General features: G+C 58.8%; 24 protein-coding genes. 7 read left to right on the top strand and 17 right to left on the bottom strand.

The features are described 5' to 3' along the window. The first annotated feature begins 132 nt into the window (after positions 1-132). Positions 133-1,326 carry an acyl-CoA dehydrogenase gene (locus FE795_RS03485; protein WP_003803610.1) on the top strand — a complete coding sequence of 398 codons (1,194 nt, stop codon included), beginning with the start codon at positions 133-135 and terminating at the stop codon, positions 1,324-1,326. A gap of 208 nt (positions 1,327-1,534) precedes the next feature. Here FE795_RS03485 and FE795_RS03480 read toward each other — a convergent pair whose 3' ends face one another. Beyond that, a complete protein-coding gene (locus FE795_RS03480; RefSeq protein WP_039943847.1) occupies positions 1,535-1,981 on the bottom strand; it encodes a MaoC family dehydratase in 447 nt (148 codons plus the stop codon). A gap of 218 nt (positions 1,982-2,199) precedes the next feature. Between FE795_RS03480 and FE795_RS03475 the strand changes: the two genes are divergently transcribed. Further along, entirely contained in the window at positions 2,200-3,039 is an 840-nt protein-coding gene (locus FE795_RS03475) for an alpha/beta fold hydrolase (protein WP_003803616.1), read from the top strand. A gap of 36 nt (positions 3,040-3,075) precedes the next feature. Here the strand turns inward: FE795_RS03475 and FE795_RS03470 are convergent, their stop codons facing one another. From FE795_RS03470 to purE, 3 genes are read right to left on the bottom strand one after another with little or no spacing between them, the layout of a single operon-like run. Next, positions 3,076-4,104, bottom strand: coding sequence for an L-threonylcarbamoyladenylate synthase (locus FE795_RS03470; protein ID WP_131071311.1), 1,029 nt, complete (start codon positions 4,102-4,104; stop codon positions 3,076-3,078). Beyond that, positions 4,097-5,278 (bottom strand): 5-(carboxyamino)imidazole ribonucleotide synthase, encoded by a 1,182-nt coding sequence (locus tag FE795_RS03465; protein ID WP_039943851.1) that lies wholly within the window; start codon positions 5,276-5,278, stop codon positions 4,097-4,099. The genes FE795_RS03470 and FE795_RS03465 overlap by 8 nt, the downstream gene beginning before the upstream one ends. Before the next feature lie 15 nt (positions 5,279-5,293). Continuing rightward, positions 5,294-5,806, bottom strand: coding sequence for a 5-(carboxyamino)imidazole ribonucleotide mutase (gene purE, locus FE795_RS03460; RefSeq protein WP_003803624.1), 513 nt, complete (start codon positions 5,804-5,806; stop codon positions 5,294-5,296). Positions 5,807-5,859: 53 nt separating this feature from the next. Between purE and FE795_RS03455 the strand changes: the two genes are divergently transcribed. After that, positions 5,860-6,018 (top strand): hypothetical protein, encoded by a 159-nt coding sequence (locus FE795_RS03455; RefSeq protein ID WP_157784356.1) that lies wholly within the window; start codon positions 5,860-5,862, stop codon positions 6,016-6,018. A 30-nt stretch (positions 6,019-6,048) separates the two neighbouring features. On the opposite strand, the gene FE795_RS03450 is transcribed toward FE795_RS03455, so the two are convergent. The 5 genes from FE795_RS03450 to FE795_RS03430 all read right to left on the bottom strand — a co-directional run bounded on the left by FE795_RS03450 (position 6,049) and on the right by FE795_RS03430 (position 11,269). Further along, on the bottom strand, positions 6,049-6,930 hold the full coding sequence (locus FE795_RS03450; RefSeq protein WP_003803629.1) for a phosphoribosylaminoimidazolesuccinocarboxamide synthase: 882 nt from the start codon (positions 6,928-6,930) through the stop codon (positions 6,049-6,051). 139 nt (positions 6,931-7,069) lie between these two features. Then, positions 7,070-8,134, bottom strand: coding sequence for a class II fructose-bisphosphate aldolase (fba, locus tag FE795_RS03445; protein ID WP_003803631.1), 1,065 nt, complete (start codon positions 8,132-8,134; stop codon positions 7,070-7,072). 81 nt (positions 8,135-8,215) lie between these two features. Further along, positions 8,216-8,845 carry a molybdopterin adenylyltransferase gene (mog, locus tag FE795_RS03440; protein WP_131071310.1) on the bottom strand — a complete coding sequence of 210 codons (630 nt, stop codon included), beginning with the start codon at positions 8,843-8,845 and terminating at the stop codon, positions 8,216-8,218. Positions 8,846-8,925: 80 nt separating this feature from the next. Beyond that, positions 8,926-9,684: an SDR family oxidoreductase gene (locus FE795_RS03435; protein WP_003803634.1), complete on the bottom strand. Its 759-nt coding sequence runs from the start codon at positions 9,682-9,684 to the stop codon at positions 8,926-8,928. 142 nt (positions 9,685-9,826) lie between these two features. Beyond that, positions 9,827-11,269, bottom strand: a complete 1,443-nt coding sequence (locus FE795_RS03430) for an aldehyde dehydrogenase family protein (RefSeq protein WP_219235690.1) — start codon at positions 11,267-11,269, stop codon at positions 9,827-9,829. A gap of 75 nt (positions 11,270-11,344) precedes the next feature. On the opposite strand from FE795_RS03430, the gene FE795_RS17220 reads away from it, so the two are divergent. Together FE795_RS17220 and FE795_RS03425 are read left to right on the top strand one after the other, a co-directional pair. Continuing rightward, positions 11,345-11,482: a hypothetical protein gene (locus FE795_RS17220; protein ID WP_230406256.1), complete on the top strand. Its 138-nt coding sequence runs from the start codon at positions 11,345-11,347 to the stop codon at positions 11,480-11,482. Between the two features lie 17 nt (positions 11,483-11,499). Next, the gene (locus FE795_RS03425) at positions 11,500-12,186 is read left to right on the top strand and encodes an NAD-dependent epimerase/dehydratase family protein (protein WP_230406255.1); all 687 of its coding nucleotides are present in this window, start codon (positions 11,500-11,502) and stop codon (positions 12,184-12,186) included. Positions 12,187-12,296: 110 nt separating this feature from the next. Here FE795_RS03425 and FE795_RS03420 read toward each other — a convergent pair whose 3' ends face one another. The 3 genes from FE795_RS03420 to tkt form a co-directional block, all read right to left on the bottom strand. Further along, on the bottom strand, positions 12,297-13,487 hold the full coding sequence (locus tag FE795_RS03420; RefSeq protein ID WP_329956481.1) for a phosphoglycerate kinase: 1,191 nt from the start codon (positions 13,485-13,487) through the stop codon (positions 12,297-12,299). A 62-nt stretch (positions 13,488-13,549) separates the two neighbouring features. Further along, the gene (gene gap / locus FE795_RS03415; RefSeq protein ID WP_003803641.1) at positions 13,550-14,563 is read right to left on the bottom strand and encodes a type I glyceraldehyde-3-phosphate dehydrogenase; all 1,014 of its coding nucleotides are present in this window, start codon (positions 14,561-14,563) and stop codon (positions 13,550-13,552) included. Between the two features lie 12 nt (positions 14,564-14,575). Continuing rightward, positions 14,576-16,621 carry a transketolase gene (gene tkt / locus FE795_RS03410; protein WP_003803642.1) on the bottom strand — a complete coding sequence of 682 codons (2,046 nt, stop codon included), beginning with the start codon at positions 16,619-16,621 and terminating at the stop codon, positions 14,576-14,578. A gap of 195 nt (positions 16,622-16,816) precedes the next feature. Here tkt and FE795_RS03405 point away from each other — a divergent pair, with 195 nt between their 5' ends. Next, on the top strand, positions 16,817-17,545 hold the full coding sequence (locus FE795_RS03405) for a 16S rRNA (uracil(1498)-N(3))-methyltransferase (RefSeq protein ID WP_219235687.1): 729 nt from the start codon (positions 16,817-16,819) through the stop codon (positions 17,543-17,545). Between the two features lie 3 nt (positions 17,546-17,548). Here the strand turns inward: FE795_RS03405 and FE795_RS03400 are convergent, their stop codons facing one another. The 4 genes from FE795_RS03400 to FE795_RS03385 all read right to left on the bottom strand — a co-directional run bounded on the left by FE795_RS03400 (position 17,549) and on the right by FE795_RS03385 (position 22,642). Further along, entirely contained in the window at positions 17,549-18,016 is a 468-nt protein-coding gene (locus FE795_RS03400) for a barstar family protein (protein ID WP_003803646.1), read from the bottom strand. Then, on the bottom strand, positions 18,016-19,212 hold the full coding sequence (locus FE795_RS03395) for a patatin-like phospholipase family protein (protein WP_003803648.1): 1,197 nt from the start codon (positions 19,210-19,212) through the stop codon (positions 18,016-18,018). The genes FE795_RS03400 and FE795_RS03395 overlap by 1 nt, the downstream gene beginning before the upstream one ends. Before the next feature lie 8 nt (positions 19,213-19,220). Then, on the bottom strand, positions 19,221-21,515 hold the full coding sequence (locus tag FE795_RS03390) for an NADP-dependent malic enzyme (protein WP_003803650.1): 2,295 nt from the start codon (positions 21,513-21,515) through the stop codon (positions 19,221-19,223). Between the two features lie 227 nt (positions 21,516-21,742). Continuing rightward, positions 21,743-22,642 carry a hypothetical protein gene (locus tag FE795_RS03385; RefSeq protein ID WP_003803651.1) on the bottom strand — a complete coding sequence of 300 codons (900 nt, stop codon included), beginning with the start codon at positions 22,640-22,642 and terminating at the stop codon, positions 21,743-21,745. Positions 22,643-22,784: 142 nt separating this feature from the next. Here FE795_RS03385 and FE795_RS03380 point away from each other — a divergent pair, with 142 nt between their 5' ends. Further along, positions 22,785-23,945, top strand: a complete 1,161-nt coding sequence (locus FE795_RS03380; protein WP_219235685.1) for a pyridoxal phosphate-dependent aminotransferase — start codon at positions 22,785-22,787, stop codon at positions 23,943-23,945. 60 nt (positions 23,946-24,005) lie between these two features. Here the strand turns inward: FE795_RS03380 and FE795_RS03375 are convergent, their stop codons facing one another. Next, positions 24,006-24,845: a lytic transglycosylase domain-containing protein gene (locus FE795_RS03375; protein ID WP_219235683.1), complete on the bottom strand. Its 840-nt coding sequence runs from the start codon at positions 24,843-24,845 to the stop codon at positions 24,006-24,008. Between the last annotated feature and the right edge of the window lie 73 nt (positions 24,846-24,918).

The raw sequence follows: 24,918 nt of genomic DNA, 5'->3' as shown, positions 1-24,918 counted from the left end.
AACAATGTGCACACCACGACTCCTCGTGGCTGCGGTCAGCGATGTTCAAACCGCTCTTTTTGTTTCTCAGACCGATGGCGGCCTTTCTGGCACCACCTGATTGACCCAATTTGCTTTTCCCGGAGTACCTCTATGTCTGCCAACCCCTCTTTCCATTGGGACGACCCCCTGCTGCTGAACCAGCAGTTGAGCGATGAAGAACGTATGGTGCGCGATGCGGCCCATGCTTACGCACAGGAGAAACTGCTGCCGCGCGTGTTGGAGGCCTTCCGCCACGAGCAGACTGACCCGGCCATCTTTGCCGAGATGGGGTCGCTGGGCCTGCTGGGCGCCACCATTCCGGATACCTATGGTGGCGCGGGGCTGAACTATGTCAGCTATGGCCTGATTGCCCGCGAAGTAGAGCGGGTGGACTCGGGCTACCGATCCATGATGAGCGTGCAGTCCTCCTTGGTCATGGTGCCGATTTTTGAATTTGGCAGCGAGGAGCAGAAACAGAAATATCTGCCCAGACTGGCCAGCGGTGAATGGATCGGTTGCTTTGGGCTGACCGAGCCCAATCATGGCTCGGACCCTGGAGCCATGGAAAGTCGCGCCCTCAAAGTGGACGGCGGCTATCGCCTGAGCGGCAGCAAAACCTGGATTACCAACTCCCCGATTGCCGATGTGCTGGTGGTCTGGGCCAAAGTCGTGGGCGGTGAAGACGACGGCAAGATCCGCGGCTTCATTCTGGAAAAAGGCATGAAAGGCCTGTCCACGCCCGCCATTCACGGCAAGGTAGGTTTACGCGCTTCACTGACCGGCGAGATTGTCATGGCCGATGTGGAAATCTCCGACAGCCAGATGCTGCCTCATGTTTCAGGCTTGCGCGGTCCCTTCACCTGCCTGAACTCGGCGCGCTACGGAATTGCCTGGGGCGCTCTGGGCGCCGCCGAATCCTGCTGGCATACCGCTCGTCAGTACACCTTGGACCGCAAGCAGTTTGGCCGTCCACTGGCTGCCAATCAACTGATACAGAAAAAGCTGGCCGATATGCAAACCGAGATCACTCTCGCACTGCAAGGCTGCCTGCGTCTGGGTCGAATGAAAGACGAAGGCACGGCAGCAGTCGAGATCACCTCCATCATGAAGCGCAACTCCTGCGGCAAGGCGCTGGACATCGCTCGTCTGGCACGCGACATGCTGGGCGGCAACGGCATCTCCGACGAGTTCGGCATCGCCCGCCATCTGGTCAATCTGGAGGTCGTCAATACCTACGAAGGCACGCACGACGTGCACGCCCTGATACTGGGTCGCGCACAAACCGGAATTCAGGCTTTCTTTTAAACCGAAGCCAACAGGGGCAAGACGGCTTGCCCCTGCCTCTTTGGGAGGTTGGGCGCGGGCGATTTCATACCCCATTACAAACCGCCGCTGCACGGACGAACAAGGGGCCCAGCTGCAAAAAGCATCCCCAACAAGGGGCTGTCCATCCCTAACAAGGTGTGAAGATTTGTCTCGCGAGAGAGTCGCGTCACCGCCGTGACGCTATTTATTATTCTTGTGAAGGCTTCAGTTCAAACATGCTGGTCGCATCCAGCTCCAGCACCAGTTCATCGCGCTGGTTAAATACATTCCAGTTCCAGCGGATGATGCCCAGATCCGAACGGCTGCTGGACACCCGTTTGGATGCAACCGTGGCTTCCAGACGAATGGAGTCTCCCGCCCGCACGGGCAAGACCCAACGCAGACGCTCCACCCCGGGCGACCCAAAGGATTCAGAGTCATGCAGGCTCGTATCCACTGCCATACGCATGGCTTTAGCACAGGTCAGCCAGCCGCTGGCAATCAGGCCGCCCCAATGGCCTTGTTCAGCCTGATTTTCATCAATGTGAAAAGACTGCGGATCGTACTTGCGGGCAAAATCCAGCATCTCTTCGCGCGTTACCGGTACGAGTGGATGCTTAATCAGCATGCCCACTTCAAATTCAGCAAATTTCATGTTGTGGCGCAACAAAAAAAAGATCGAGATCGCCACTCTACCATCTCTGCCAGAATTTGCAGCATCGCAGCCGAAGCAGCCATAAACAGCGGCAAAATGTCCACATCAAGGACCCGCATTGGCCTGCCTGTACGCCCGACCTCAATCTATGGCATAAAGAGGGTTTTCCGATTACCTTTGCGCCCGGTCGGTTCAGGGCATCTGAAGATCACACGGCTATGACAACACTGGATTCATCTTTGCAATTTGCGAGTCTGACTCAAGGCACACAAGCCATTGAACTGGAATATCAACGCATTTACCCAGAACGGGAAACTGCCCCGCTACTGGTATTCCTGCATGAAGGGCTGGGCTCCATTGCCATGTGGAAGAACTGGCCAGCGCAGTTGTGTGAGCATACTGGCTGTAGTGGCCTGATGTACTCACGCTATGGCTATGGCCGCAGCACTCCGCGCCCCGACAACCGCCCCAAAACCCCCGACTACCTGCATGAGCAGGCCCTAGATGTCCTGCCTCAACTGCTCCAGCACCTGGGCGAGGACGGCCAGAAACGGCCGATTGTACTGGTGGGTCACAGTGACGGAGGCTCAATTGCCCTGTTGGCAGCCAGTGGTTTTGGCGAGAAACTGCAAGGTATCGTCGTGATGGCCCCCCACCTGTTTGTGGAAGATATTTCCTTGCGTGGCATTTTGGTGGCCCGTGAAGCCTATGAACAAGGATTTTTGCGTGAACGTCTGGCACGCTATCACGATGACGTGGAATCTGCCTTCTGGGGCTGGAACGCAACCTGGACGGAGCCCGAGTTCCGCGACTGGAACATTGAACAGGAGGTCAGCCGGATTCCGTGTCCGGTCCTGGCGATTCAGGGGGTCGATGATGAATATGGCACGCTGGAGCAAATCCGGCGCATCAAGCAGTTGGTGCCTCACACCGAGCTGCTGGAGCTGGAGCAATGTGGCCACCTGCCCTACCGGGACAAGGAAACGCAGGTCAACCAGGCGATTGCGGAGTTTTTGCAGCAAACAGCCCGCTCAACAGCAGACTCTCCCAGTTCCTGAGGAACTCACAACCCTCTGCAGTCATCCGCGGCTGATTTACTCAAAGGCCGCGGCTGCTCGACCCAGGCGGTCATTGACTGCCTGCCAGTCTGGCGTATCCGGGCAACGCTGCACCCAGATATGCTGGTACTGGCCTTGGTCCAGGCGACGCAGCATGGCATAGAGGTCCTGGGCATAAGCCTGGGCATCCGAACTGCAGACATACCAGTCATGTACATCAGCCAAAAAAGGAGGCATAGCGGCAAAAGCCACAATGGCCTGCTTGCCCCCTTGAGCCAAAGCAGCCTGCACCGCAGGCACACTGTCTTCATCAAATAAAGACAAAGGGGTACGCGGCGCATAATGCGCTTTCAAGCTGCCCGACACCTGTGGAGCCTGTTGATCGGGGCTGGCCGGTTCGTAGCCAATGACCTCGGCAATCATGGCGGCGGTAATATGACCTGGACGCAACAGCACGGCACCTACGCCTTGGTGGGTTCGCGACACATCCACGATGGTGGATTCAATCCCCACTTCTGAAGGGCCCGCTTCCACAATCAGCAACTGATCTGGCCCCATATCCACGAACTCATCGCGTACATGGCTGGCCGCTGTGGGCGATACCTGTCCAAACTTGTTGGCCGAAGGCGCCGCCACACCGGCCTGACCGCTGGGCTTGAGTTCCGCCATGCGCTTGAGCAGAGCCTGAGCCACCGGATGGGAAGGACAACGAATACCAATGCTGCTTTGACCGCCACTGACTGTATCCGGAATAGCCGGATTACGCGGCAAGATCAGCGTCAAAGGACCGGGCCAGAAGGCGTCGATCAATTGTTGCGCAACCGCGGGGATATCTTTCACCCAATAACGCAGATCGGCGCCAGGGGCCACATGCACAATCAGAGGATGATTGGCAGGACGGCCCTTGGCCTTGTAGATCAATTGCACGGCGGCCGGGTTCTCCGCGTCCGCGCCCAAGCCATACACCGTCTCGGTCGGAAAGGCCACCAGCCCCCCTTGTGCCAGTACATGGGCGGCTTGCTCTATCTGCTGCTCGGAAGGGCCAGGGGTGGTGGTATCAGTCATGATCAAATGCAATGCGCAACGCGGCAGCGGCACGGGCAGTGCGCTCGCGCACTTGCTCATCCGATGCCCCCACAATATTGACGTGCCCCATCTTGCGGCCAACACGCGCCTCAGCTTTGCCGTACAAGTGCAAGGACACACCCGGCACCGCCAGCAAGGCGGCCCAATCCGGCTCACGCATCTGACCGTGTTCATCAAACCAGATATCGCCCAGGATATTGAGCATCATGGACGGACACAAGGCGCTCGTGTCACCCAGGGGCAGAGCCGCCATCACCCTGGCCTGCTGTTCAAACTGGCTGGTGACGCAGGCATTCATGGTGTAGTGGCCGCTATTGTGCGGACGAGGGGCCACTTCATTGGCCAGCAAGCGGCCATCTTCCAGAATAAAGAACTCCACGCACAACACGCCCACGTAATTGAGCGTGCGGGCAATCGCGGCGGCCGCCTGACGAGCCTGTTCGGACAGAGCATCGTCCTGGAACTGGGCGCTGATCGTGGACACGGCCAAAATGCCATCGCGATGCTCATTGCGGGCACACGGAAAGGTTTTGACCTGATCGTCCAGACCACGGGCGAGCACCACCGAAATCTCAGACTTCAGGGGCTGCAGGGCCTCCAGCACACAGGCCTGAGAGCCAAATTCCTGGAAGGCGGCCAAGGCCTGATCGCGGTCTGCCACCCGTGCCTGCCCCTTGCCGTCGTAACCAAAGCGCGCCGTCTTCAGAATGCCGGGGAACAAGGCGCTGTCAGCGACGTGCAAATCATCCAGGCTTTCAATGGCGGCATAGGGGGCCACCGGCACACCGGCCTGCGAAATAAAGGCCTTTTCACGAATGCGATCCTGCACAATGCCCACGGCATCACCCGAAGGCGTGACCCGTGTATGTTGAGCCAGGGTCAGCAGGGACTGTGCAGGCACGTTTTCAAATTCGGTACTGACGGCCTGACACAGCTCCCCCAGTTGAACCAATGCTTGCGCATCATCGTAGGCTGCGCAAATATGCAGATCCGCGACCGCACCGGCCGGGCTATGGGTGTCCGGGTCGAGCACGGCCACCTTGTAACCGAGGCTTTGGGCGCTATGGCAGAACATGCGGCCTAGTTGGCCGCCTCCAATCATGCCCAGCCAGGAGCCAGGAACCAGAAGGGCAGCATCATTCATGGGGGTCATCATCACAAAATAAAATCAGGCAGTAACAGGAGGGACACGCATAGCGCGGGCGGCCTCGGTCTGGCGGGCACGGTACGCAATCAGTTTTTCAGTCAGCACCGCATCGTTGACGGCCAGATTGGCAATCACATGCAAGGCGGCATTGGCGGCACCCGCCTCGCCAATCGCGAAGGTGGCAACCGGCACGCCTTTGGGCATTTGCACAATCGACAAGAGGGAATCCTCGCCGCGCAAGTAACGCGACGGCACGGGAACCCCAAAGACAGGCAGGTGTGTCAGGGCAGCCAACATGCCAGGCAAGTGGGCCGCGCCACCAGCACCCGCAATAATGGCTTTCAGGCCACGGGCGGGCGCCTGGGCACCGTAATCCACCATATCGATGGGCATGCGGTGGGCCGAGACCACGCGGCATTCATGAGACACGCCAAATTCGTCCAGAATGGCGACGGCCTGGCTCATGACCTCCCAGTCGCTGGAGGAGCCCATCACAATGCCCACCACAGGGGCTACAGGAGTTTGTACGCTCATCAGAGATACGCCCTAAAAGGAAGAAGGCGCCATGCTGCCAGGCGCCTTGGTAAATGGAAAAACAGCAGGGCCCATCCAATGATGGGTTTTCAGACGGGGCAGGCTGTACGGTGCCCCTGGCCCGTCCCCAGAGCCCGGCTCCTCATCGCAGCGTCGTCCAACGAGCTGTCGTCGTTCACCACCCTGCTGATGACGATGAGGCGGCTCGCTGACGGCGAGCACCTGTCCGGGCTGCACACCGTTCACGCTGTCAGGCGCTCCAGTGCTTCGCGGTATTTCTCAGCGGTACGCTGGGCTACTTCAGCAGGCAAACGAGGAGCGGGTGGCGTCTTGTCCCAAACCTGGGTTTCCAGCCAGTCACGCACGAATTGCTTGTCGTAGGATGGGGGGCTGATGCCTTCGGCATAGCTGTCAGCAGGCCAGAATCGCGAGGAATCGGGGGTCAGCACTTCGTCCATCAAATGCAGCTGGCCCTGCTCGTCCAGGCCAAACTCGAACTTGGTATCGGCAATCAAGATGCCACGGCTGGCCGCGTAATCGGCGGCTTCCGTGTACAAACGCAGGGTCACATCGCGGATTTGCTCGGCCAACTCCTGTCCGACTTCCTTGACCACGTGAGCGAAATCCACGTTCTCGTCGTGCGAGCCCATTTCTGCTTTGGCGGCCGGGGTGAACAGCACATGAGGCAGCTTGGCGGCCTGCTTCAGGCCAGCAGGCAAGGTAATGCCGCACACAGCGCCGGTTGCCTGGTAATCCTTCCAGCCCGAACCGATCAGATAACCACGGGCCACGGCTTCCACCATGATGGGTTTGAGGCGCTTGACCACCATGGAGCGACCTTCGACCTGCGCGCGCTCTTCAGGCGCCACGACATCGACCGGGTTAACGCCAGTCGTATGGTTGGGGATGATGTGTGCCAGCTTGTTCAGCCAGAACTCGGTCATCTGCGTCAAGACAGCGCCCTTGCCAGGAATGGGGTCGTCCAGAATCACATCGAATGCCGAAATGCGATCACTGGCCACAATCAACAACTTGTCCTCACCCACCGCATACATGTCCCGAACTTTGCCACGCGCCAGCAAGGGCAGGGAGCTCAGGCTGGATTGATGTAAGGGCTCTTGCACGATTTCATCCTTAAAACGAAAACATCCCGCTGACTATGGATGCAGGCGGGACGACAATCCCGGCGCCTGCGGCACCGGGCAAAGACGCGAAGAACGGGGCAGGCAGTCGTGCTGCCCACGCCGGCTTCGCCTGACATAATTACTGAACGATCTGAGACAGCTCGCCGGTGCTGTACTGGCGGGCAATTTCCTGCAAAGGAATGGCCTTGATCTTGGATGCCTGACCCGCGGCGCCGAACTGCTGGTAACGGGCCACACACACTTTTTTGGCCGCTTCACGAGCAGGTTTCAGATATTCGCGCGGGTCGAATTTTTCTGGGTTTTCAAACAGGAAGCGACGGATGGCAGCCGTCATCGCCAGACGGATATCGGTGTCTATATTGACCTTGCGCACGCCGTACTTGATGGCTTCCTGAATTTCCTCAACGGGCACGCCGTACGTCTCTTTCATGTTGCCGCCGAACTGGCGGATTTCAGCCAGCAGTTCCTGAGGCACACTGGAGCTGCCATGCATCACCAGGTGGGTGTTGGGCAGACGACGGTGGATTTCTTTCACACGCTCGATGGACAGAATATCGCCGGTAGGCTTGCGGGTGAACTTGTAAGCGCCGTGGCTGGTACCAATGGCAATCGCCAGCGCGTCCAGTTGCGTGCGGCTCACAAACTCAGCCGCCTGCTCGGGGTCCGTCAGCAACTGATCCAGGGTCAGGACACCATCTGCACCGTGACCGTCTTCCTTGTCACCTTGCATGGTTTCCAGAGAGCCCAGGCAGCCCAGTTCGCCTTCTACGGTCACGCCCAGCTTGTGAGCCATATCGACCACTTTGCGGGTCACTTCCACGTTGTATTCAAAGTCGGCAATGGTTTTGCCGTCAGGCAGCAAGGAGCCGTCCATCATCACGCTGGAGAAACCCAGTTCAATGGCGCCCTTGCAGATTTCGGGCGACTGACCGTGGTCCTGGTGCATCACCACGGGGATGTGGGGGTAGGACTCGACAGCCGCTTCGATCAGGTGACGCAAAAAAGCCTCGCCGGCATATTTGCGGGCGCCCGCCGAGGCTTGCATGATGACGGGGCTATCCGTCTCCGAGGCGGCTTCCATAATGGCCTGGACCTGCTCCAGGTTATTGACGTTGAACGCTGGAATACCATAACCGTGCTCGGCCGCATGATCGAGCAGCTGGCGCATGGAAACTAGGGCCATGAGAAGACCTCCTGAAGACTAAAATAAGTGAAAAACTTGACTGGACACAGTCTGTGTCCAGCCCATTGTTGGTTGAGCCTGTTAACGGGCGCTCCGACGCGCCGACTTGGGGCGGAACGCTTGCACCACCTGCTCATGCGTTTGTGCGTAAGGTCCGCCAATCAGGTCGATGCAATACGGGACGGCTGCAAAAATACCGGGAACCAATACGTGACCGGTTTCTGAATCCCGTAATCCTTCCAGTGTTTCCTGAATGGCTTTGGGCTGCCCAGGCAGATTGATAATCAGAGCAGCGTGGTCCTGAATTTCTCGGATCACCGCAACTTGCCGCGACAAAATCGCTGTTGGTACGAATTTTAAACTGATTTGGCGCATCTGTTCACCGAATCCGGGCATTTCGCGTGTTCCTGCATCCAGAGTCGCCTCCGGGGTCACGTCGCGACGAGCCGGGCCGGTGCCACCCGTAGTCAAAACCAGATCGCAACCGGCTTCCACCAGCTCGACCAAGGTAGCGGTAATCAGGGCTCGCTCATCGGGAATCAGTCGCTCCAGATAGGCCGGCGCTACCGTCAAGGCGCGGTCAAGCCAGCGACGCAGCGCGGGAATGCCTTCATCCTGGTACTGTCCGCTGGAGGCGCGGTCCGACACCGACACCAAGCCGATACGCAACTGATCCGGATGCTCGCGGGGAGACTGTCGATTGAATGTCATGCTTTTCCTTGGAAGCGAAATAAACTACAGGCCCTGAACGGGCCTGCCAACAGCACGATTGTAACGAATCACAGTGGGGCTTAAATACAACGGCCGCCGTCTACCTCGATGCAGGTGCCGGTAATGAACTCAGCCTCGTCGGAGGCGAGATACAGAGCCGCCGCCGCCACATCCTTGGGTGTGCAAAAACGCCCCAGTGGAATTCCCGCCAGAAAACGGCTGCGATTTTCCGGCGTATCGGGCATGCCCATGAACTGTTCCAGCAAGGCGGTGTCCCCAATCACCGGATTGACACAATTCACGCGGATATTGTCTGGCCCCAACTCGGCCGCCATGCCTTTGCTGATGGTAACCACCGCGCCTTTGGTGCCGTTGTACCAGACCAGTCCGGGGCGCGGACGCAAGGCCGCCGTCGAAGCGATATTAATGAAGGAACCTGAACCCTGAGCCCGCAGATAGGGCACAAAATGTTTCGCTGTCCAGTAAATGCTTTTCACATTGACGGCATACACCAGATCGAACTCACTTTCGCTCACTTCCAGCAAAGGCTTGTTGCGATGCGTGGTGCCCGCATTGTTCACCACGATATGCAGCCCGCCGCACTCGCGCAGCGCAATATCGAGCAAGGCCTGAACCTCGTCCCCTTGTGACACATCGCAAGCGGCAAAAATGGCTTGCCCGCCCGTCGCCTGAATCTGGGCCGCTGCCGCCCGCCCCTGCTCCACATTCAAGTCGGCAATCAGCACGCGCGCACCTTCACGTGCAAAGCGCTGTGCGATACCCAGGCCAAAGCCCGATGCGCCACCGGTCACGATGGCCACCTTGTCTTGCAATCGCATGTTTGTCTCCTTCTGTTATTTTTATTTCCATAAAAAGGGCGGCTCGATGCCGCCCTAAAGAAATGCTGTTTTAGCGTTCAAATGCCATGCTGCCAGAAAACCCCCAACACCACAGCCGCGCTAACCCCTACATTCTCTGGCATCAAGCAGGGGCATGACGTAGCGCAACCGTTTTCAGGCTGGTCAGGGCGTACAGCGCTTCAAACCCCTTCTCTCGGCCAATACCAGACTGTCCGGTACCGCCAAACGGCAGTTCTACCCCGCCTGCAGCGCCATAATTGTTCACAAAGACCTGGCCGGCCCGTAGTTGTCTGGCCATGCGGATCTGACGCGCACCATCGCGTGTCCAGACCCCCGCCACCAGGCTGTAAGGCGTGCCATTGGCCAGGGTGATGGCCTCCTGCTCCGTACCGAAAGGTTGGGCAATCAGGACTGGTCCGAAAATCTCCTCCTGGGCCAGACGATGTTGGACAGGCACGTGATCGAGCAAGACAGGCACTTGATAGAAACCACCCGTCGGGGCCTTGGAGTCCAGCTTGCCTTTCGCCAGCACCACAATGCCATCCTCATCCAGATTCTCCAGATAAGAACGCACCCGAGCTTGCTGCTGCGCGCTGATCAGAGGGCCGCAATCCAGATTGTCGCTCGCTGCCCCCGTCAACAAGGCCTTGAAGCTTTCAGCCAGACGTTCCGTAAAGTCACTATAAATCGCACGCTGAATCAATACACGGCTGCCTGCCGAGCAGGTTTGGCCTGCGTTCTGCACAATCGCATTGACAATAACCGGCAGGGCCGCGTCCAGATCCGCATCTGAAAATACGATCTGCGGCGATTTGCCGCCCAGCTCCAGCGTGACAGGCACAAAATTCTGCGCGGCCTGCAAGGCCACCTGACGGCCCGTGGCAGGAGAGCCCGTAAAGGAAATATGGTTGATATCAGGATGCGCGGCCAGGGCCTGTCCGGCCTCACTGCCCAGGCCCGTACAAATATTCAGCGCCCCGGCAGGCAAGCCCGCCTCGTGCAACAACTCCGCCACGCGCAGCAAAGAAAGACTGGCATCTTCAGCCGGCTTCACCACGCAGGTATTACCTGCGGCCAGGGAGGCCGCCACACTGCGTCCAAAGATCTGCAGGGGGTAATTCCAGGGAATGATATGCGCTGTGACGCCCAAGGGCTCGCGCAACGTAAAGGCCGTCATTTCCCAACCCAGGGGAATGGTTTGACCGTGCAGCTTGTCCACCGCACCCGCATAAAACTCGAAATAGCGGACAATGGCGTCAGCATCGGACTGGGCCTGGCGCAAAGGCTTGCCCGTATCCCGCGACTCCAGCCGCGCCAACTCCTCGCGAGCATCGGACAGGGTTCGGGCACAACGCAGCAATAACTGACTGCGCTGCGCTGCGCTCAGGCGGCGCCACGTCCCCTTACTGGCACGCCTGGCGGCCTGCACGGCCCAATCAATATCCACCGCGGATGATTGCGCCAGTCGGGCAAAGGTTTCGCCTGTGGAGGGGTCGATCACCGGTAGCAAACCACCGCCCTCCGCGCCAAGTTGCTGTCCGTCAATCCAATTGCGACACTCCATGACCGCCTCCAATGCTATTGTTGTCTCAGCCAATCGAGCTTTGCTCGAGATCATTCTACTCAAGGACCTGCTGCTGTGGATTCTCAAAACTGTACTTTGCTCCTGGCGGGCGCTGGCGATCTGGGCACACGCACCGGAATGCTGGCCCGTCGTCATGAATGGCCGGTTATCGGCCTGCGCCGTCACCCCCCCTGGACGATCACAGCGGCATAGAGTGGGTACAGGCCGATTTGAGCGAACCTGCGTCATTACGACTGAAACACCGCCCCATCACTCACGTCCTTTACGCGGTCTCCCCTGACCAGCGAAACCAGGCTGCCTATGAGCGCGTTTTTCTACAAGGTCTGGAAAATCTACTCAACGAGCTGGACCTGAAAGCCCTGAAACGTTTTGTCTTTGTCTCCTCGACGGCGGTATATGGCCCCTCGACAGACTGGGTGGACGAAAACTCCCCCACGGAGCCCACCCAGTTCAATGGAAAAATCTTGCTGGAAGCCGAGCAAAGGCTTCATCACCGCATCCCCGCCCAGGCTGTGGTCATCCGCCCCAGCGGTCTGTACGGCCCCGGACGCACCCAACTACTGGATCGGCTGCGCGAAGGACGGGCCACCGTACCGGATGACCCGGAGCATTGGGCCAACCGCCTGCATATCGAGGATGCCGCAGCGGCCTGCTGGCATCTGCTACGCGCTCCTGCGCCCTTCCCGTGCTATATCGGCACCGACAGTCGGCCCTACCGGATTACCGAGCTATATGACGGGCTGGCCGATCTGCTGGGTGTGCCACACCCGGAACGACGCCCGTCTGCAGAAGGCGGCAAACGCCTGCGCAACCAGCGCCTGCTCGATAGCGGCTTCAAGCTGGAATGGCCCGATGCCATGCAGGGCTATGGACAACTGATTAAAGAGGGGGCGTAACCCCATCGCGTCCGGTCTTTACACAAAAGCAAAAGCCAGCCAACTTTCGTTGGCTGGCTTTCTGAGGCATGAACCAGTCTGAGGACGGGTCACGCGATAGGCGGCAAAACTTAAGCCTTGTCTTCCAGGGCAGCCACAGCGGGCAGACGTTTGCCTTCCAGGAACTCCAGGAATGCACCGCCGCCGGTGGAGATGTAATCCACCTCTTCACCAATATTGAATTGGGCAATCGCCGCCAGGGTGTCGCCCCCCCCTGCAATCGAGAAAGCCTTGGAATCGGCAATCGCGCGCGACAAGCTTGCCGTACCTTGTGCAAAGGCCGGGAACTCGAACACGCCCAGAGGGCCATTCCAGACAACCGTACCGGCCTTGGCGATGATGTCAGCGATCTGGCGCGCCGTTTCAGGGCCCACATCCAGAATCATGTCATCATCCTGAACCTGGTCAGCAGCCTTGATTTCAGCGGTAGCATCAGCCGCAAAAGACTTGGCGCACACCACATCAACGGGGATAGGCACGTCGGCACCGCGCTCTTTCATGATGCGGATCACCTCGCGAGCTTCTTCCAACTGGCTTTCTTCGACCAGTGACTTGCCCACGGACAAGCCGCTAGCCATCATAAAGGTGTTGGCAATGCCGCCACCGACCACCAGCTGATCAACTTTTTCAGCCAAAGCGCGCAGGATGGACAGTTTGGTGGAGACCTTGGCCCCCCCCACAATGGCTACCAAGGGCCGCGCAGGCTGGTTCAAGGCACGCCCCAGAGCGTTCAACTCGGCTTCCAGCAAGGGGCCAGCGCAAGCCACCGGCGCAAAACGGGCGATCCCTTCCGTGGTGGCCTCGGCACGGTGAGCCGTACCGAAGGCATCGTTTACGTAAACGTCACACAAAGCGGCCATTTTGCGGGCCAACTCAGGATCATTCTTCTTTTCACCGACGTTGCAGCGGCAGTTCTCCAACAAAACAAGCTGACCGGGCGACACCTGCACGCCATCCAGCCAATTGCGCCGCAGCTCAACCGGCATGCCCAGCAATTCGGACAGACGTTGCACCACGGGTTCCAGAGAATCCACGGGCTGGCACTCGCCTTCTTTGGGCCGCCCCAGGTGCGAAGTGACCATCACCGCAGCGCCGGCATCCAGCGCCATGCGAATGGCAGGCACCGAAGCACGGACTCGCGTGTCTTCGGTAATACGCCCGTCTTGCAAAGGGACATTCAGATCAGAGCGGATAAATACCCGCTTGCCTCGCAGCGCGTCCGTTTCGGCCAGCGCAGACAAGGTCTTGATGCTTGTAGACATGATTTTTTGTTCTGGGAATTAACGTGACAGGGGCGGGAAATCCCGCCCCTGCTATTCAGATCTTATTTGGCCGACATCAGTGCGATGGTGCTGTCGAGCATGCGAATGGAGAAAGCCCACTCGTTGTCGTACCAGGCAGCCACTTTCACCATATTGCCACCGGTCACTTTGGTCAGCAGGGAGTCAACCGTGCTGGAAGCGGTGGTGTGGTTAAAGTCGATGGACACCAAGGGCTCGGTGCAGTAGTCCAGGATGCCTTTCATGGCGCCTTCGGAAGCGGCCTTCAAAATGCCGTTCACTTCTTCAACCGTCGTGTTGCGGCTAGCCACAAAAGTCAGGTCAACCATGGACACGTTGATGGTTGGAACGCGCACAGCGTAACCGTCCAGCTTGCCATTCAGTTCTGGCAACACCAAACCTACGGCAGCGGCTGCGCCGGTCTTGGTGGGGATCATGCTGCTGGTGGCCGAACGGGCACGGCGCATGTCCTTGTGACGCACGTCCGTCAGGACCTGGTCGTTGGTATAAGCGTGGATGGTAGTCATCAGACCGCTGACCACGCCCAGTTCCTTGTGCAGGGGGGCAACCAGAGGAGCCAGACAGTTGGTCGTACACGAGGCGTTGGAGATCACCGTGTCAGTGCTCTTCAAAATGTCGTGGTTCACGCCATAGACAATCGTGGCGTCCACATCCTTGCCGCCGGGGGCGGAAATAATGACTTTCTTGGCGCCGGCCTGGATGTGCTCGCTGGCCTTTTCTTTGCTGGTGAAAGCACCGGTACATTCCAGTACCACGTCCACACCCAGCTCGGCCCAAGGCAAGGTCAGGGCATCGCGCTGGCTCAGCAGGCGGATGCGATCACCATTGACCACCAGATAGTCGCCGTCGAGCGACACATCGGCGTTAAAGCGGCCATGCACGGAGTCATAGCGAGTCAGGTGTTCATTGATCTCGGCACCGCCCGAGGCGTTGATGGCCACGATCTCGATATCGTGTTTTTTGCCGTACTCGTAGTGGGCACGCAAGATCATGCGGCCGATACGACCATAACCATTGATTGCGACGCGAATCGTCATGTCAGACTCCAATTACAAAATTTCTTGAACGGCCGCAGCGACTTTCTCTGCTGTCAGACCAAAATGCTTGAACAGGACGCCAGCCGGAGCCGATTCGCCGTAGGTATCAATCCCCACCACCGCGCCTTCCAGACCCACGTACTTGAACCACAGACCCGTCGTACCCGCTTCCACCGCCACACGCGGGATGCCCGGGGTCAGAACCTGATCGCGCCATTGCTTGTCCTGGGCATCAAACAGGTTGGTACATGGCATGGATACCACGCGGGTCGCAATTCCTTGCTGAGCCAACTGCTCCTGCGCCTGCAAGGCCAGACCGACTTCCGAACCGGTTGCCATGATGATGGCGCGCGCATCTGGCGCATCGCGCAGCACATAGCCACCACGGCGGATGTTCTGGATGGTTTGTGCATCGCGCTCCACGAATGGCAGATTCTGGCGCGACAACAGCAAGGCACTGGGGCCGCCGTCCTGCACATTCATGCCGATGCTGGCGGGACGCTCGATCGAGCAGGCCCAGGCTACGGCCGTTTCCGTGGTGTCGCAAGGACGCCAGACATGCAGGTTGGGGATCAGTCGCAGACTATTGGCGTGTTCAATGGACTGGTGCGTCGGACCATCCTCGCCCAGACCGATGGAGTCGTGGGTAAAGACATGCACCACGCGCTGCTTCATCAGCGCTGCCATGCGAATGGCGTTGCGCGAGTAATCCGAGAAAGTCAGGAAGGTACCACCAAACGGCAGGTAGCCCCCATGCAGGGCCACGCCATTCATGATGGCAGCCATACCGAATTCCCGCACACCGTAGTTGATGTGACGACCAAAATGTACACCGTCGGCGTGAGCGCGCACTGCCTCGGCGCCCTTCCAGTCGGTAAAGTTGGAGCCGGTCAGATCAGCCGAGCCGCCCAACATTTCTGGCAGCACATTGACCAGCGCGCTAATTGCCAGTTGCGAGGCCTTGCGCGAGGCAATGGTTTCAGCTTTCTGAGCGGTTTCCTCAATAAAGGCCTGTACTTTAGCGCTGTAATCGGCAGGCAGTTCGCCTTTCAGACGACGGGCCAGTTCCGCGGCCAGTTCAGGATAGGCCTGGCTGTAGGCGTCAAAACGCGCTTGCCATTCCGCTTGCTGGACGCCCCCTTTTTCGCGGCAATCCCAGCCCTGGTAGACTTCCTGAGGGATTTCAAACGGACCGTGGTTCCAGCCAAGCGCAGCACGGGTGGCGGCGATTTCCTCAGCACCCAGCGGAGCGCCGTGGACCTTCTCGGAGCCGGCCGCGTTAGGCGCGCCCTTGCCGATCACGGTGCGGCAGCAAATCAACGTGGGGCCGGTGCCTTCTTTGGCGTTGCGGCGGGCCTGTTCAATCGCGTTGTGAATCGAGGCGGCGTCATGACCGTCAACAGCACGGATGACGTTCCAGCCATAGCTTTCAAAGCGGGCGGGCGTATCGTCACCGAACCAGTTCTCGACCTTGCCATCAATAGAGATGCCGTTGTCGTCGTACAGCACGACCAGCTTGGACAGCTTCCAGGTGCCGGCCAAGGAGCAGGCCTCGTGCGAGATCCCTTCCATCAAACAGCCGTCGCCTGCAAAAACCCAAGTCAGGTGATCTACCACCTCGTGGCCGTCACGGTTGAACTCGCGGGCCAACAAGGCTTCGGCCAGCGCAAAGCCAACCGCATTGCCCAGACCCTGGCCCAAGGGGCCGGTCGTGGTTTCCACGCCAGCCGTAATACCCACTTCTGGGTGGCCGGGGGTACGCGAATGCATCTGGCGGAAGTTGCGCAACTCGTCCAGAGACAGGTCGTAACCGCTGAGGTGCAACAAAGCGTAGATCAGCATGGAACCGTGGCCGTTTGACAACACAAAACGATCACGATCAAACCAGGCGGGGTCGGCGGGGTTGTGTTTCAGGTGCCGGGACCAGAGAACCTGGGCGATATCGGCCATGCCCATAGGCGCACCGGGGTGGCCCGAATTAGCTTGTTGCACGGCATCCATAGCCAAGGCACGGATGGCATTGGCTAGGGTTTTATCAGAGGCTGACGCAATATCCATTAGAAGCTCATTGGGGCGGCGGCGCGACAATTCCGGCTAGCGGACGGCTCACGGCCCTGATTAGTTTATAAAACGCGCTATTTTAGCATTGCTGGCGCTAAATCGCCCTCACTTGCGCTGCGGCCTTGCGCTTTCTTCCCCCAGCCCAGGTACGGTATGCTTGTGCGGTTTTTTTACCCTTGATGGTGTCCTGATATGGCAGCTCCCCGTTTTTATCATCCCTTTGCCCTGACGGCCCACACCGAGATCGCCCTGCCCGACGCCCTGGCGCATCACGCCATCCGGGTACTGCGTTTAAAAGATGGGCAGGACATCGTCCTGTTTGACGGACTGGGCACCCAATTTCCCGCTACCTTGCGCATCGAGGGCAAAAAAGGGTTTGCCAACCTGGGGGCGGCCGAAACACCCGTACGCGAACTGGCTGGCCGCATTACCGTCCTGCAAGGCATTGCCTCCAGCGACAAAATGGACTGGATTATCGAAAAAGCGGTGGAAATGGGAGTGAGCTGCCTGGTGCCGATTCGCGCGCAACGCAGCGTGCTGCAACTGAGCGCGGAACGGCAGGCCAAACGCATGGTCCACTGGCAGCGGGTCATCGAGTCAGCCAGCGAGCAGTGTGGCCGCAATCGTCTGATGGAACTGGCGGCGCCGCTGAGCTTGTCCAACTACTTTCGGGATGCCCGAACGGGTCTGCATCTGTTTTGTGACCCTGATGCGCCTCAGCAACTGGCACAAGCCATAAAGCCGCAGGACCAGGCCGTCACCATTTTGATTGGCCCCGAAGGCGGCTGGTCGCCCGAAGAACAAAAAGTGGCGCTGGCTGCCCAGGCGCAGGCCATTCGCTTCGGGCACCGCGTACTGCGAACCGAGACCGCTGCCTTGGCGCTGACGGCAGCGATCAGCGCCTTGCAAGGCTGGGAATAAGGCTTATTCCTCGTCCTGGCTGGAGTAGGAGGCAGGGGTCTCGCCTGGTTCCGGATCAGGATGCTTGCCGGCATGTAAAACAACACAGACAAAACGGCGCTCGTTGTTCGAGGCCCAGGCATGCACATCCTCACACACGCCCAAGATAGCCTGGGCGTCTTTTTCCAATGCGGGATCGCCACTGTGCAGGTTGTCCAGCCACAAGGCCAAACCAGCCTTTTGATCCAGTACGGTGTCGCACAGGCAATCGTAGAGCGCATCCAGATTGCCACCAAAAAATTCAGGGTAATCAACAGCTTTGGCGACTGCTCGCAGCACAGCGGAGCGATTGCGCGCACGATCGCAACTTACTTCCAGGGCAGTGAGCCCCTGGTCCTGTGCCTGCTTCAGAAAATCAGCAGCCGTCAGGCCCGTTGCGTCGAGCACGCCGCCTTGTTGCAAAGCCTCTTGCAAAGTCAGGGATTGGCTCATCAGGACGCTTCCTTAAAAAACGCTAATACTTCTTCACGACGACTCATGGTATCGGTCTTTCCTAACTCGATCAGCTCTTGGGTGTAGCCGGACTCGAATAACAAATATGAAATTAATGCACCGCCTGTGGTCGGACCGGACTTTGAAGATACACCAAGTACTCGAAATAGGGTACGTGCAGCAGTTGGCATCTGATGAATATGCCGGGTGGCAATTTCATCCAGCGAGCGGCTGGGGGTGATGGCAAACGTGCTGACAGGACGCAGCGATTGGCTTTGTAATACATTTGCAGGCATATAGGCAAGCAATGTATTGATCCGCTCCATACGTTCAATATCCGTTGACACACTATCGAGGAATATGTTGGACAAGGCATAGCCACTGATCTGCGCCAAAGAGGGGTATGGCGGGTCTGCACATTCTTGCTCGTGGTACGTGTTGTCCGCATATCCCGTCCCCACAATCAAGACTTTATGGGCGCCCAGATGTATGGCCGGACTGATGGGGGCCAACTGACGCATAGTGCCATCACCACACCATTGGGTTTGCTTGCCCACTTGCAGGGACTGCGCCGGAAACATGAAGGGAATGGCGCTGGAAGCCATCAGATGGTCCACTCCGATGACGCCGGGAATGGCGCGACGCAGATTGCGTGTCCAGGGGCGAATGCGCTCGTCCGACTGGTAAAAAGTCAGGTGCTCGCCAGTGGTGTAGGCGGCAGCGGTAATGGCCAGCGCCCCCACATGCTGCTGGGCCAGATTGCGTTGCAGGCGCTCAAAGTCCAGGCTCTGTTCCAGCAACTCGCGCAAGGGTGAGTTGTCCAGCATGGAGTGCGGCACATGATCGCGTAGACGGGGGGCCAGCCAGCCCAGGGCTAGCGTGGCTACCCAATGCGCACTGGTGGCCAGCAACTGCAAGGGGTCGGCATGAAAGATGTCATTGGTGCGCAAGGACCCCCACAGCTGTTGTATATGGTCGACAGCTTCGTGCGGTTTATCTGCGCGGCAGGCCAGACCGGCCGCATTGATGGAACCGGCCGACGAGCCGCAAATAATATCGAAAGGATTGCTGAACTGGGGGTTGCGCTCCGGGTCCAGCAGCTCCAGCAGGCCGGCCAGCACCCCGGCCTGATACGCGCCGCGCGCCCCGCCCCCGTTCAGGATCAAGGCCAGCGGGGCGGGTGAGCGCTGAATCATGATCCGTATCAGCCTTCAGTAGCGACGTTGGCATCCACCACCGTGACGGCCGTCATATTGACGATACGGCGCACTGACGAGGTCGAGGTCATGATATGAACCGGTGCCCGGGCTCCCAGCAGGAAAGGGCCAATTGCCACGTTACCACCCGCAGCCGTCTTGAGCAGGTTGTAGGCAATATTGCCCGCTTCCACGTTCGGGCAGACCAGCAGATTGGCCTCGCCGCTCAGGGCCGAGGTCGGCAGGATCTGATGACGGGCCTTTTCATCCAGAGCGCAGTCGCCGTGCATTTCACCATCCACTTCCAGGCTGGGGTCGAGCTGGCGCACGCGCTCCAGCGCACCGCGCATGGTGACCGCTGCGGGCGAATTATTGGTCCCGAAATTGGAACTGGACAGCAGAGCCACCTTGGGTTCGATATTGAACTGGCGCATTTTACGCGCTGCCGCCAGGGTGATCTCGGCCACCTGGTCCGAATCGGGATCGTGGTTAATGTGCGTATCGGTCAGGGCCACACTGCGCTCACTGAGCAATAAAATATTCATGGCAGCATAGGTTTTGACACCCGGTGCTTTGCCAATGACCTGGTCCACCAGTTCCAGGTGATTTTCGTAACGTCCCACTGTGCCACAGATCATGCCATCGGCATCGCCCAGATGCAGCATCATGGCCCCGATCAGGGTCGGGCGACGCCGCATTTCCACGCGAGCCATCTCTTTGCTGATACCGCGACGCGACATGATTTCCCAGTAACTGGTCCAGTAACGGTGGAAGCGATCGTCCTGTTCGGGGTTGGTCACCTCCACGTCAATGCCCAGACGCAGACGCAGACCATAACGTTCAATGCGCTGTTGCAAGACAGCGGGACGGCCCACCAAGATGGGACTGGCCAACCCCTCATCCACAATAATCTGTACGGCGCGCAGGACGCGTTCGTCCTCGCCTTCACTAAAGACCACACGGGATTTGGCACCATCTTGCACCAGCCCCCGAGCCAGTGAATAAATTGGCTTCATGAAGGAGCCGGATTTATAAACAAACTGGCGTAGCTGATAAATGTAGTTGTTCAAGTCCGCTATGGGACGGGTCGCCACGCCCTCTTCCATCGCCGCTTTGGCCACGGCCGGAGCAATACGCACAATCAGACGCGAATCAAAGGGACGAGGAATGAAGAAGGACGGACCGAAAGAGACCTCTTCCAGCCCATAGGCAGCCGCAACGCCCTCATCCTGCTCTTCGCGTGCCAACTGGCAAATGGCCTGCACAGCGGCTTTTTCCATGCCCCGCGTAATGGTGGTGGCCCCCACGTCCAGCGCCCCACGGAAGATGTAGGGGAAGCACAATACATTGTTGACCTGATTCGGATAGTCCGACCGGCCGGTTGCCATGACCACATCATCACGCACGGCGTGGGCGTCTTCCGGCAGGATCTCGGGATTGGGGTTGGCCAGAGCCAGAATCAACGGTCGGGCCGCCATCTTCTCCAGCATCTGGGGCTTGAGTACGCCACCGGCGGACAGCCCCAGGAATACATCGGCCCCCTCGATCACCTCACTGAGGGTACGGGCATCGGTCTGCTTGGCAAAACGGGCCAGTTCGGGCACAGGATTGCCGGAGCGACCTTCGTAGAGCACGCCATCAATATCCGTAACCCAGATATTTTCCAGTGGCAGCCCCATATCAATCATCAGGTCCAGGCAGGCCAGGGCCGCCGCACCCGCACCGGACGTCACCACCTTGACTTGCTTGATGTCTTTTTCAACCACGCTCAAGCCGTTCAGAAAGGCAGCGGTGACGCAAATGGCCGTGCCATGCTGATCGTCATGAAAAACAGGAATGCTCATGCGCTGGCGCAGCTTGCGCTCGACTTCAAAGCACTCGGGCGCCTTGATGTCTTCCAGGTTGATGCCGCCAAAGGTCGGCTCCAGACCCGCGATGATGTCGACCAGCTTGTCGGGATCGGTTTCATTGATCTCGATGTCAAACACATCCAGACCGGCAAAGCTCTTGAACAGCACGGCCTTGCCTTCCATGACGGGCTTGGAGGCCAGGGCGCCGATATTTCCTAAACCCAGCACGGCGGTACCGTTGGAGATGACGCCGACCAGATTGCCCCGCCCGGTATAGCGAAAGGCGTTTTGTGGGTCCTTGACGATTTCTTCACAAGCGGCTGCCACCCCGGGCGAATACGCCAGCGCCAGATCCCGCTGGTTCGATAATTGCTTGGTCGGCGTGACCGAAAGCTTTCCGGGCCTGCCCTGTTCATGATATTCCAGAGCTGCTTTCCGAAAATTGGCGTCCATGCTGTTACCCACTCAAAAATCCATTTAAAACGGACCGGGATCGCCTGAAAGCGGCCATTGTCTAACAGCGTCCATTCAAACAGACCTGCAGCCTGTTCAAACCGTCTGCCCTCATCTGCCCTGCTGACAGCCTCCATCCCGGTCGCCTTGCCGAGCCTTTGCGGCCCAGGCAGGAACCATTCTAGCCCTTGAGTTACATCAGGGGTCAAGCACGGGCCAGGACAAACTCACAGCATCTGGCCAGGATAAGAAAAGCGGTCGGTGGGATCAAACAGGGCCTTGATGCGGCTATCCACATCCTGGGCCTGCCACGGCTGCTCCTGATTGGGCCAGGACCAGTCTTGCGGGTCCGAGCCACTAAGCACGGTCTCATCCAGCACCAGCCACTCCACCCAGGCCAGATCACCACCGTGGCCCAACATCAGATGCGCCAGATTGATGCCATCGCCGTCACGTGGTTCGAGCGCATCCAGGCGGTAACGGCAGGGCCAATGCTCCTGACGCAGGGCCTGCGTGTCGGGCTCGCCCATCAAGCGAAACAAAGCGGGGATCAACTGCTGCATACGCAGGCTGTCCAGAGGGTTACGGTTGTCCTGTCCGAAGGGGCCCAGCGCCGCTTGTGTGTTGTCCGCCAGAATGACCGAGCAATGCAGAACACCCGACAACGCCGTACGACCACTGGGCCAATCATGCTGACGACGGTCAGCCAGCCAGGCGGCCACCGTCATGCCGGCAGGCGCAGTGGCAAGCCCCTGAAAGCCTTTGGCCTCCATCTCTCCGAGCAAACAACCCGGCTGAACAAACCAGCGATTGGAGTTGGGTTCCAGACGGTCGCAGCGTGCCATTTGTCGACCCGGAGCCAGAACAATCACCGGACCATCCGTCTCGCTAGCCTGCGGCACACCCTCCAGACACACCGTGACCCCATACTCGGCGGCCAGCGTCAACACCATATGCACGTCCGCGCTGGAAGCCGGCTCCAGGCGCGCCTGTTCATGATCCGGCTCCGCACTGAGCAAGGACCACTCGCCCTGAACCCGGGCTTTCAGACGCGAACAAAATGACTGCCAGGCCGTCTGGGGAGGACGACGACCCATCAAAAATGCACGCCTGGACGAAGAAACCATAGACTTTTCCTGCAACAAACCTACACTTGAGGCCAACTGGCCCGCCGGCTTGCACCCTTCTTGAGCATGCGCACCTGCCACAGCCACCTGACGCCCTTTTGAGCAAGGTCCTACAATACACTTTTTACCCGAGATTTGCCGTATGTCCCGCCTCGCCAGTCGTACCGAACACGTTCTTCCTTTTCATGCTGTTGAACTCTTCAAACAGGCCAATGCCTTAAAGGCCACGGGCCGCGACATTATCAGCCTGGGCATAGGTGAACCGGACTTTACCGCCCCGCAAGCCGTGGTCGATGCGCTGCATCAGGCCAGCAATCAAGGCCTGGGCCAGTACACCGCCCCAGCGGGCTTGAGCGCCTTGCGCGAGCGCATCGCCCTGTATTACGAACAGCAGTTCCAGGCCCGTGTCGACCCGTCTCGCATCGTGGTCACGGCAGGGGCTTCGGGCGCCCTGTCACTGGCGACCCTGGCCCTGATCAATCCCGGCGATGAAGTGCTGATGCCCGACCCCTCCTACCCGGCCAACCAGAACTTCATCATGGCAGCGGGCGGCACAGCCCGTCTGATCCCCGCCTCGGCAGAAGGACGCTTTCAACTGAGCGCCCAGCACATTCGCGATCATTGGGGTCCCAACACGCGCGGCGTGCTGATTGCCTCGCCCAACAATCCGACAGGTGCCACAATTTCCCGCCCAGCCCTGCAAGAGCTGATCAAGGAAGTGCGCGCCCGTGATGGCTTTATCATCATGGACGAGATTTATCTGGGTCTGTTTTACGAACAGGCGCCCCTCAGCGCCTTGACCTTGGATCAGGACATTATTGTTATTAACAGCTTTTCCAAGTACTTCCACATGACGGGCTGGCGTCTGGGCTGGCTGATCCTGCCCTCCTGGATGACCGAAGCCTGCGAGCGCATGGCCGCCAGCCTGGCAATCTGCGCCCCCTCACTGGCCCAGCATGCCGCCCTGGCCTGCTTTGAGCCGGAAACCATGGCGATCTACGAAGAACGCCGTCTGGCTTTCAAGCAACGGCGGGACTACCTGCTGCCCGAGCTGGAGCGTCTGGGTCTGCGCGTGCCTGTCCGCCCGGATGGCGCTTTCTATATCTATACGGATATCCGTGAATACAGCCAGGACAGCGATGCGTTCTCGCAGCAATTGCTGCACGAGGCCGGTGTGGCAGCGGTACCGGGCCGAGACTTTGGCACCGCTCACGCGCCCTATACCTTGCGCCTGTCCTATGCCACCGGCATGGACCGTCTGCAAGAGGCAATCAGTCGTCTGAGCCAGTTCCTGGGCCGCTAAGCCCCGCTCTGGGCCCGGCCCTCAGACGCCCAGACACTCGTTACCTCCCATCCGGACCGCCTAGCGTGTCCGGACCGGGATACCGGAGGCCAGGGCAATACGGCGACGCTCTGCCAGCACTTTGGCCCCGTAACCACCATCGCTGGGGCCGGTGGCCCCCACATAACAGGCTAGTCCCCCTTCAATGGAACCACGGCGACGGATACAGTCGGACAAAATCTGACCGCCCACCCGGATATTGGCCTCAGGGCTCAATACCGCCAGCGTGCCCTCCATATAGATATCAAACTTCTCTTTATGGACTTTAGTCATGACCTGCATTAGCCCTTGGGCCCCCACATGACTTTCTGCATAGGGGTTGTAACGTGACTCAATGGCGATGACGGCCAGAATCAGTTGCGGGTCCAGGTTCTTTTCCTTGCCCACAATAAAAGCCGTGTGGATCAGGGCCCCGGATACCGAATAGGCGATCTTGTACTTGCGCGCCAGGTAGCTGCGCAAGGCCTGCTGCTGGGCGGCTGTCACGCCTGCGATGGGCTGCCCCGTCACCGAGGCACGCAGATTTTTCATAAAGCCCTGATAGGCAGAAACCGCCTGCTGCTGTTCCGTCTGGGTCAAATCCTGGTCATCTTCAGACAGGGCCGGCTGACTCGTGTCTGCCGGCCAGACCGCCAGACTGTACGCATCGTATTTCACCGCCTCGGGGCGCAGGGTTTGCACGAGACCGGTATAAAGCTGGTTAAACTGAGCACGCATGGAAGGTACAACCACACAGGCTGCAATCGTCACCAGTACGGCTATGCCCAGATACATGGCACACACATGTACAAACTCGCCGATGCGATACGTCAGGGTACGGGCTGAGCGACTAAGTACATAGTCCATATCTTGGAAGCCCATGGGTTCATCCTTAGTATTGCTAACTGCCCGATGTTAACCTTAGAACCTGTTCAAGGTCTTAACCAAAATATCT

It is taken from the genome of Alcaligenes ammonioxydans, assembly GCF_019343455.1.
Lineage (GTDB): Bacteria > Pseudomonadota > Gammaproteobacteria > Burkholderiales > Burkholderiaceae_B > Alcaligenes > Alcaligenes ammonioxydans.
This window is presented reverse-complemented; position numbering and strand designations above follow the sequence as displayed.